Below are 8773 nucleotides of genomic sequence, written 5' to 3'. Positions count from 1 at the left end.
CCCCGCCGGTCAGATGTTCGACCGCGCGATGGCGGAGGCGGGACTCGACCGCAGCCGCGCCTATGTCACCAACGCGGTCAAGCATTTCAAGTTCGAACAGCGCGGCAAGCGACGCATCCACGCCAAGCCCGGCGCCGGCGAGATCGAGGCCTGCCGGTGGTGGATCGAGCAGGAGCAGATGCTTGTCGCGCCCAAGGTGACGGTCGCGCTCGGCGCCACCGCGGCCCGCTCGCTGTTCGGCAAGGTGATGACGATCGGCAAGGAACGCGGCCGCGCGCTGCAGCTTCCCGGCGGCGGCGAGGCATGGATCACCGTCCATCCCAGCTACCTGCTGCGCCTGCCGGACAAGGTCCAGGCCGACGAGGAATATGCGCGATTCGTCGAGGATCTGCGAATGGCCGGCGCGCGGCTGGCTTAGGCGAACCGATTGGCCCTTCCCTTCGCGCGCCGCATCGCGCAAATCCCCGCGCCATGTTCGAAAAGATTCTGGCCGTGCTGGCCACCTTCACGATCTGGGTGATCTCGTCCGGCGGCTATGTCGGCATCGCGATCCTCATGGCGATCGAAAGCGCGTGTATTCCGCTTCCATCCGAGATCATCATGCCGTTCGCCGGTTATCTGGTGTCGACCGGCCGGTTCGACCTGTATCTCGCGGCCACCGCGGGCGCGATCGGGTGCAATCTCGGCTCGATCGTCGCCTATGAGGTCGGCAAGCGTGGCGGTCGACCGATGGCCGAGCGCTGGGGTCGCTATGTCCTGATCGGGCCGGGCGAGCTTGATACGGCGGACCGGTTCTTCGCGCGCTGGGGCAGCATGGCGGTGCTGATCGGGCGTCTGCTCCCCGTCATCCGATCGTTCATCGCCTTTCCGGCGGGTGTCGCGCGGATGAAGCTCGTGCCCTTCCACCTCTACACCTTCATCGGCTCCTGGCCGTGGTGCTTCGGGCTTGCCTGGGTCGGCATGAAGCTCGGCGACAAATGGGACAGCGATCCGCGCGTAAAGGCCGCCTTCCACAGCGCGGACCTGCTGATCGGCATCGTCCTGATCGCGCTGGTCGGCTTCTACATCTGGCACCGCGTCCGCGGGCTGAAGCGTCACCCGTAACCACGACGCCGGGCAAGCGCGCGCAGGTCTTCGTCACGCGTCGGTGCCAGCGCCTGCACGCGCCGCTGGTACGCGGCGACGATCTCCGGCCCGGCCTGTGCGGGTGAACCGCTGTCAAACGGTGGCTGGGGATCATATTCGAGTGCCAATTGCACCATGCGTGCATGCGCCTCGCCGCGGATCAGCGCGATCAGCGTCAGCGCAAAGTCGATGCCCGCCGTCACACCGCCGCCGGTGACCCGGTTCCGATCGACCACGGTGCGCGCGTCGACGGGGATCGCACCGAAGAGTGGCAACATGTCACGCTGAGCCCAGTGGCACCCCGCGCGGTACCCGTCGAGCAATCCCGCGGCACCCAGGATCAACGAGCCGGTGCAGACACTGGTGACCCATGTCGCGCCCGCCCCGATGGCCCCCACCCATGCCATCGCTTCGTCGTCGGCGATGACGTCGTTGAGTCCGAAGCCTCCCGGGACGCAAAGGATGTCCGCGTACGGCACCTCGGCAAAGATCGCGGTCGGAAGGATCGAAAACCCGGCGTCGGTTGGCACCGGATCGCGCGTCTTCCAGACGAGATCGACCTGCGCCTCGCCAAGCCGCGACAGGATCTGGGCAGGACCGGTGAGGTCGAGCTGGGTGACGTTGGGAAACAGTAGGAAGGCGATACGAAAAGGGTCGCGCATGGCACAAGCTCCGTCCAGAGGGGCTGCCCAGGCGCGCGGCGGAACCGTCCGCGCTTCCCCGTGGTGATCCACTCGGCGCCAGTCACGCGGACGCGCCAACGCTATGCGGTTGTCTTTGACGACGCAACAGCATCGACGGGTTCGCGCGCTGAACGCAAACCGGTCGCGGCAGCCTATGGGAGAATGGGCACCTCGGCTGCGCGCTCCTTGTTTTCGCGGCGCGCTTCGCGAACGCGCTGCCCGAAACATCCGGTTGCGCCGCCAGGGCCGACGGTCGAGCAGCTGCCGATGCTGTTCGCACCGACACCGGTGCCGAGCGTGCCCTGCGCCTTGGCCGCCCAGCTCTCATTTTCGGGCGTCACGGCGAACTCGCGCAGCTCCTTGGGGACGCGATATTGCTCCTGCGCGCTGCGACGCACGCAGATGACGATTTCCTCGCCCTGTGCATTGGTCGGGCAGCGCTCGTTGCCGAACAGCGTGAGCACGCCGTTGACCGGGGCGCTGCGCGACACCTCACCCGGCGCGGAGGCGGGCTTGGCTGCGGGTGCACCGGGCTTGGCCGGAATAGCCGCACCCGACGTCACCGTCTGCGCCGCCACCGGGCCGGCGACCAGCAAGGCCGCCGCCATCATCATCCTCATACGCACCACTCCCATAATCCGTATCTGTTGGCCGACAGGATCGGCGATCGTCGGTGGCCCTAGGCTGAACGCCGCAAGGCCACGCGTTTCAGTCCCAACGGCCGGCGCCGCGGTCAGATCCGTTTTGCGGTCGCGATCGCGACCTTGCACCCCAGCCGGATCAGCGCGCTCATCACCGGATAGCCGGGGGTTTCCTCCGCCCCGGCAGCGATCGCGGTCGCCTTGTGCTCCAGCTCCTCGGCCTGGAAATCGAGAATCGCCGCGCTCAGTTCGGGATCGCTGTCGCCCAGCGCGACGAGCTGCTCGGCATAATGCTTGTCGATCTCGGTCTCGACCGCCGCGGTGCAGGCCATCGCGGCACGCGGGCTGATCGCGGCCGTGACAGCGCCGAGCGCGAAGCCCGCGACCTTCCAGATCGGCTGCAGCACGGTCGGCCGCACGCGCCGCTCGACGATCATCCGGTCGAAGAAGGCGCGGTGGCGCTCCTCCTGCTGCGCCATGTGATGGATCAGGCGCGATGATGGGTGCCGGTCGCCCAGCACCGCGAGCTGCCCCGCATAGATGCGGATCGCGCCATATTCGCCGGCCTGGTCGACGCGGACCATTGCCTCGCTCGGATGCTTGCGATCGCCCGGCTTCCAGCCGGTGCCGCGCGGGACGGTCGGGATCGGAGTCGCGGTGGTCATCGTGTCTTCCTCATCAGCACGAAGATGGTGATCGCGCCGCCCAGGGAAAAGATCGCGTTGAACCCGGCGAGCGAAATCCCCGCCAGCGACCACTGCGCCGAATCACAGCGCACCATCGGCGCGTTCATGATCGCGGCGAGCCGTTCGGCCGGCGTCGTGCCCGCCATCGACACCGTCGTGGTGCAGGCGGTGATGCCGTTCCACCAGTGATATTCGACCCCGGCATGGAACAGCCCGATCGCGCCGCTGATCCCGATCAGCAACGCCGCGACGAGCACCAGCGAGGCGCGCAGCGAGCGCTGCGGCACCACGAACGTCGCCGCCGCGAGCAACACCGCCGAATAATGCGGCCAGCGCTGCCAATGGCACATCTCGCATGGATAGAGCCCGCCCAGATATTGCGACCCGAGCGCCCCCAGCAGCAGCAGCAGCGGCAGCACAAGCGCGATCGACCGGGCGATCTCCTCGTTCTTCGTCATCCCCAGCCCGCGGCGTACGCTCACTTGACGGGTGCCTTGGTCGCGGCGGCGACCTGCGCGGCGCCGCCGAGCCGGGCGACCGTCTTCAGCGCATAATAAAGCTGGAAGTCCTCGACCCCCTGCTTCTTCAGCGCCTCGGGCGTCGCCGAGAAGCGCGGATCGTCCTTCGTATCTTCCTCGAGAACCGCATTGTCGGCCTTCACCTCGTTGATCAGGTGACGACGCAGGTCGGCTTCGCGGAACACCGGGCGCGCCTTGTGATCGGGGTCGCTGATCTGCGGCACGCGGATATCGGGTTCGATCCCACCCTCCTGGACCGACCGGCCCGACGGCGTGAAGTAGCGCGCGGTCGTCAGGCGCAACGCGGTCTCGGGGCCGAGCTGGAGCACGGTCTGGACCGATCCCTTGCCGAACGTGCGTTCGCCCATGATCAGCGCGCGGTGGTGGTCCTGCAGCGCGCCGGCGACGATCTCGGAGGCCGATGCGGTCCCCGGATCGGTCAGCACGACGACCGGCAGGCCATGCGCGTCGTCGCCGGGCTTGGCATAATAGCGCTCGATATCCGTCTTCTCGCGGCCACGCTGCGACACGATCTCACCGTGATCGAGGAACGCGTCGCTGACCGCGATCGCCTGGGTCAGCAGCCCGCCGCCATTCTGGCGTAGGTCGACGACATAGCCGAGCGGACGATGCCCCAGCGACTTGTCGATCGCCATGATCGCCGCGCGCGTGTCCGCGCCGGTATTCTCGCTGAAGGTGTTGATGTTGATATAACCGACATCGCCGCGCACCTCCCATTTCACCGGCTTCTGGACGATGATCTCGCGCAGCATCGACACGTCGAGCGGCTTGTCGCGACCCGGCCGGACGAGCCCCAGCGTGATCTTGCTGCCGGGCTTGCCGCGCATCTGTGCGACCGCCTCGTCGAGCGAATCGCCGTAGATCAGCTTGCCATTGATATGCGTGATGTAATCGCCCGACTTGACGCCCGCGCGCGCGGCGGGCGAGTCTTCCTGCGGGGTCACGACCTTGATCGCGCCGTCCTCCATCTGCACCGTCAGGCCGAGGCCGCCATAATTGCCCTCGGTCATGATCCGCAAATTCTCGTAATCCAGCGCATCGACATAGCTCGAATGCGGGTCGAGGCTTGCGAGCATCCCCTGGATCGCGCCCTTGATCAGCGTCTTGTCATCGACCTTGTCGACATATTCCGCCTTCACGCGGTTGAAGACGTCGAGAAACTGGTCGAACTCGCGATACGTGTCGGTGTCGACCGCCGCCATCGCCGAGGTGGCCAGCGGCACGAGGGTCAGCGCGCCGAGGATGGCGGTAGCGGTAAGGATCGGACGTGGCATCTAAGGTCCTGAAACCGGGGGAAGGCACAGCGTAGCGGTATAGTGCGCGCGGAGCAAAGCCGCGACGGTCTTCGCGGTCCGGCGAATGGACGCCGGACCGGTTCTCGGTTGATTAGCCGATCAATGCGGCCGCGTCGACGGGTCGCCCGCGCCGCCGAAGCTCGACGGTGATCAGCGGATCCTCGCCCCCCGGCGCGGTCCCGATCCGCGATCCGGCGGCGACGTGGACGCCCGGTTTCACCCCGGTGTCGGCAAGCCCGGTCAACAGCGTCGTCCAGCCATCACCGTGATCGAGGATCACGATCCGGCCATAACCGCGAAACGCCCGGGCGTAACGGACGATGCCCGCCGCCGGCGCCACCACGCGCGCGTCCGGCGCGACCGCGAAGGTCAGCCCGCGCGATCGCACGCCCACATCGGACACCGCGTCGAAGCCGGTGACAAGCCGACCCTGTCCGCCAAAGCGCGGGCCGGTGGCGGCTGCCCGCCACCCCTATACGGCCCGGTCCCGACGGGACCCGGCCGCGTCCGACCAGGAACTCTTCATGTCCCGATGCCATCTCATGGCGGCGATCTCCGCGATCGCCTGTGCCGCGCCGATCGCGGCTGCGCCTCTCCCTGCCGCCCAGAATGCCGATATCGCAGCCCGGCGCGCGGCGCTGCTGCGCGATCGTGCCGCGATCGATGCCGAACTGCGCCTGCTCGACGAACCGAGCAGCCCGACAGACGCGCCGCGTCGTACCGCCCCCGTGGCGATTGCCGGTGACGACATCATCGTCACCGGCAACGCATTGTCGCTGACGACGCGCGTGACCGGGCAGACCGTCACGACGATCGACGACGCCGCGTTCCGCAACACCCCCGCGACGACGATAGCCGACATCGTCAAGCTGTCGCCCGGCGTCGTCGTCATCCAGGGCAACGGCCCGCGCGACGTCGGCGTGTCGATCCGCGGCTCGAACGCGCGCAACAGCTTCGGCGCGCGCAACATCCAGGTGTTCGAGGATGACTTCCCCGTCACCCAGCCCGACGGGCTGGCCCGGTTCGACCTGACCGATCCGCATGCTTACGGCGCGGTCGACGTGGTGCGCGGGCCATCCTCCGCACGCTATGGCAATTACGCGATCGGTGGCGCGGTCAATTTCCGCACCCGGCGCGGCCGTGACATCGACGGTGCCGAGATCGGCATCGACACGGGCAGCGACGGCTATGCCAATGTCTATGCGACGATCGGCGATGCCGGCGCGGATTTCGACTATGCGCTGTTCGGCAGCTTCGTCCGCGCGAACGGGTCGACCGGGCATACGGGGTATGAGACCGGCACGATCAACGCGCTGGCGACCTATGCGATCTCGGACCGCGACCGGCTGACCGCGAAGATCATCTACAATGAGGGCGAATTCGCGCTCTCGACGCGGCTCTCGCTCGACCAGTATCACGCCAATCCCTATCAGCGCGGCTGCGCGACACGGGTCGGCGCGGCGCCCGGTTGCGGGACGATCTCGGTGCTCGCCAACGGCGTCAACGGCGCGCGGATCGCGCAGACCGCGGCCGAGGCCGACCTTGCGCGCAACGATCGCCGGACGATCATCGGCACCCGCTACGAGCATGACCTGAGCACGACCGCGACGTGGCGGGCGCAGGCGACGTTCGACAGCCGCGTCGTCAACCAGCCGACCAGCGCGACGCCGTTCAAGGGCACGCTAGACAGCTACAACATCACCAGCGACGTCACGCATCGCGGCACGCTGTTCGGAATGGCGGCGACCAGCTTTGTCGGCGTGTTCTACAATTACCTCGATAACCAGAGCTACAGCTTCAACAAGACGCCCGCGGGCCGCGACGGCATCGGCGCGCCGACCCAGACGGTGTTCGGCGACGTCCGCAACATGGGCGCACGCGCCCGCGAGGAGCTGAGCCTGACGTCGCGGCTCCAGTTCATCGCGGGCATCGGCACGGAGCGATCGATCATCGGCGTGACGCAGACCGGCTATGCCTATCCGCTCGGCGCGAACCCGGTGCTGAGCGTGATCCCCGCCGAGCGCCATTTCTGGAACGTCGCACCCGAGGCTTCGCTCGTCTGGCAGGCGATCGACGCGGTCCGCCTGCATGCGCGCGTCGGCACCGGCTATGGCATCCCGCAGGCCGGCGCGCTGTTCGTGACCGCGGCAGGGGTGCCGGGCAACAACGTGACGCTGAAGACCCAGCGCAACACCGGGATCGACCTCGGCGCCGAAGTCGCGCTCGGGACCAATCTGAAGGCGGAGGTGACGGGCTATTACGAATGGTTCCGCAACGAACAGGTCAGCCAGTCGGCGGGCGTCAACCTGCTCGCCTATACCACCAACGCGCCGCGCTCGGTCCACCGCGGCGTCGAGCTCGGGCTCAGCTGGACGCCGCTGCCAGCCGTCCTGCCGGGCGCGCGGATCGATGCGAGCTACAGCTACAACGACCACCACTATACGGCGTTCGTCGAGCGGCTGACATCGGGCGCGGTGTCGGCGACGTTCGACCGCGCGGGCAACCGCATCCCCGGCGTCATCCCGACCTTCGTCAATGTCCGCCTCGGCTATGACCAGCCGGGTGGCGCGGTGGCGGGGCTGGGCGGGTTCGTCGAGCTGACCTACCGCGACCGCTATGCGATCGACAATGGCAATCTGCTGAGTGTGGCGGGCTATACGCTCGCCAATCTCAACCTCCATTATGATCCACCAAGGGGGGAGGGGGTGTGGTCGCGGCTGCGGCTGTTCGCTTCGGTGCAGAACCTGTTCGACACGACCTATGTCGGCTCGGCCTCGGTAATTGCGAACAGCCTGAACGCGGCGACCGGGCAGCAGAATCCGGAAGCGGTGCTGCGGACGGCGACCGGGTCGATCTATGCCGGTGTCCCGCGCACCGTCTATGCCGGCGTGAAGGCGCGGTTCTGATGCGTGCGTCCGCTCCCGCCGCCGCCCCGGCCTCTCCAGGCGGACCCGGCCCCGGTCGTGGCTGGCCGGGCTATCCGACGATCTGGCGCTGGCATTTCTATGCCGGGCTGTTCTGCCTTCCGTTCGTGCTGTGGCTGTCGGTCACCGGCTCGATCTACCTGTTCCGCCCGCAGATCGAGACGCTGATCGATCGCCCCTATACGCATCTCCCGCTGGACGGCGCGCGCGCCTCGGCGGCGCGACAGGCCGATGCGGCGGTGCGCGCGGTGCCGGGATCGGTGCTCCACCGCTATCAGTTGCCCGAGCGGCCCGACGAGGCGGTGCAGGTGATCGTCGGCGCAGGCACCACCGAGACGCGCGTCTATGTCCATCCGAACACATTGGCGGTCCTCCACACCGTCGACGAGGACAGCCGGCTGATGCGGATCATCTTCCGGCTCCACGGCGAATTGCTGATCGGCACGCCCGGCTCCTATCTGGTCGAGCTCGCCGCCTCCTGGGCGATCGTCATGATCCTGTCGGGGCTGGTCCTGTGGTGGCCGCGCGGCAGCGGGCTGGCGGGGGTGGTCTATCCGCGGCTGCGTGCGGGCGGGCGGCGGTTCTGGCGCGACCTGCACGGCGTCACCGGGCTCTGGGTATCGGTCTTCGCGCTCGCATTGCTCATATCGGGCCTGCCCTGGGCCGCAAGCTGGGGGAGTTACCTGAAGGCGATCCGGACGGTCGCCGAGGGGCGGGTGGTCAGGCAGGACTGGTCGGCGGGGAATGCCGCGGAGCTGCGCGCGCGCGGTGCCGCCGATGCCGGCACGCGCGCGATGGTGGGCGCGCATGCCGAACATGGCGGGATGACGATGGCGCATCCCGCGGTCTCGGACGTGCCGCTCGACCGGCTGATCGCGAC

10 protein-coding genes and 1 riboswitch are annotated in these 8773 nt (G+C 67.9%); of the genes, 4 read left to right on the top strand and 6 right to left on the bottom strand.

The annotated features are described in order from the left end of the window. Nucleotides 1-418 (top strand): UdgX family uracil-DNA binding protein (locus sphsw_RS20320; protein ID WP_042466727.1); only part of this gene is annotated, 418 nt, incomplete at its 5' end. A 53-nt stretch (nucleotides 419-471) separates the two neighbouring features. Continuing rightward, nucleotides 472-1104 (top strand): DedA family protein, encoded by a 633-nt coding sequence (locus sphsw_RS06880; protein WP_031439961.1) that lies wholly within the window; start codon nucleotides 472-474, stop codon nucleotides 1102-1104. Here the strand turns inward: sphsw_RS06880 and sphsw_RS06875 are convergent. The 6 genes from sphsw_RS06875 to sphsw_RS06850 form a co-directional block, all read right to left on the bottom strand. After that, entirely contained in the window at nucleotides 1095-1787 is a 693-nt protein-coding gene (locus sphsw_RS06875) for a DJ-1/PfpI family protein (protein ID WP_031439960.1), read from the bottom strand. The two genes, sphsw_RS06880 and sphsw_RS06875, sit on opposite strands and share 10 nt — an antisense overlap. Nucleotides 1788-1805: 18 nt before the next feature. Next, nucleotides 1806-1883, bottom strand: a riboswitch (ZMP/ZTP riboswitch). A 77-nt stretch (nucleotides 1884-1960) separates the two neighbouring features. Continuing rightward, nucleotides 1961-2428, bottom strand: coding sequence for a hypothetical protein (locus tag sphsw_RS06870; RefSeq protein ID WP_031439959.1), 468 nt, complete (start codon nucleotides 2426-2428; stop codon nucleotides 1961-1963). Nucleotides 2429-2541: 113 nt separating this feature from the next. Continuing rightward, entirely contained in the window at nucleotides 2542-3114 is a 573-nt protein-coding gene (locus sphsw_RS06865) for a demethoxyubiquinone hydroxylase family protein (protein ID WP_042466726.1), read from the bottom strand. After that, entirely contained in the window at nucleotides 3111-3593 is a 483-nt protein-coding gene (locus sphsw_RS06860) for a disulfide bond formation protein B (RefSeq protein WP_031395676.1), read from the bottom strand. Before sphsw_RS06860 ends, sphsw_RS06865 begins: the two co-directional genes overlap by 4 nt. 20 nt (nucleotides 3594-3613) lie before the next feature. Further along, complete coding sequence (locus sphsw_RS06855) at nucleotides 3614-4948, bottom strand: S41 family peptidase (protein ID WP_031439957.1); 1335 nt, start codon at nucleotides 4946-4948, stop codon at nucleotides 3614-3616. 112 nt (nucleotides 4949-5060) lie between these two features. Then, the gene (locus sphsw_RS06850) at nucleotides 5061-5372 is read right to left on the bottom strand and encodes a murein hydrolase activator EnvC family protein (protein ID WP_152555419.1); all 312 of its coding nucleotides are present in this window, start codon (nucleotides 5370-5372) and stop codon (nucleotides 5061-5063) included. A gap of 121 nt (nucleotides 5373-5493) precedes the next feature. Between sphsw_RS06850 and sphsw_RS06845 the strand changes: the two genes are divergently transcribed. Further along, complete coding sequence (locus sphsw_RS06845) at nucleotides 5494-7875, top strand: TonB-dependent receptor family protein (protein ID WP_031439955.1); 2382 nt, start codon at nucleotides 5494-5496, stop codon at nucleotides 7873-7875. Beyond that, the coding region (locus sphsw_RS06840; RefSeq protein WP_042466724.1) for a PepSY-associated TM helix domain-containing protein at nucleotides 7875-8773 on the top strand (899 nt) is incomplete at its 3' end. The genes sphsw_RS06845 and sphsw_RS06840, both read left to right, overlap by 1 nt.

Origin of the sequence: Sphingomonas sp. FUKUSWIS1 (assembly GCF_000733135.1) — a bacterium.
In the GTDB taxonomy this organism is placed as follows: Bacteria; Pseudomonadota; Alphaproteobacteria; order Sphingomonadales; family Sphingomonadaceae; genus Sphingomonas; species Sphingomonas aerolata.
Note: the sequence above shows the minus strand (reverse complement) of the source record. Positions and strands in the feature narration are given on the sequence as shown.

What these genes read in the sequence shown, in the direction of transcription:
- sphsw_RS06880 (WP_031439961.1), top strand. Translation starts at nt 472, where the DNA reads ATGTTCGAAAAGATTCTGGCCGTGCTGGCCACCTTCACGATCTGGGTG.
- sphsw_RS06875 (WP_031439960.1), bottom strand. Translation starts at nt 1,787, where the DNA reads ATGCGCGACCCTTTTCGTATCGCCTTCCTACTGTTTCCCAACGTCACC.
- sphsw_RS06870 (WP_031439959.1), bottom strand. Translation starts at nt 2,428, where the DNA reads ATGAGGATGATGATGGCGGCGGCCTTGCTGGTCGCCGGCCCGGTGGCG.
- sphsw_RS06865 (WP_042466726.1), bottom strand. Translation starts at nt 3,114, where the DNA reads ATGACCACCGCGACTCCGATCCCGACCGTCCCGCGCGGCACCGGCTGG.
- sphsw_RS06860 (WP_031395676.1), bottom strand. Translation starts at nt 3,593, where the DNA reads ATGACGAAGAACGAGGAGATCGCCCGGTCGATCGCGCTTGTGCTGCCG.
- sphsw_RS06855 (WP_031439957.1), bottom strand. Translation starts at nt 4,948, where the DNA reads ATGCCACGTCCGATCCTTACCGCTACCGCCATCCTCGGCGCGCTGACC.
- sphsw_RS06845 (WP_031439955.1), top strand. Translation starts at nt 5,494, where the DNA reads ATGTCCCGATGCCATCTCATGGCGGCGATCTCCGCGATCGCCTGTGCC.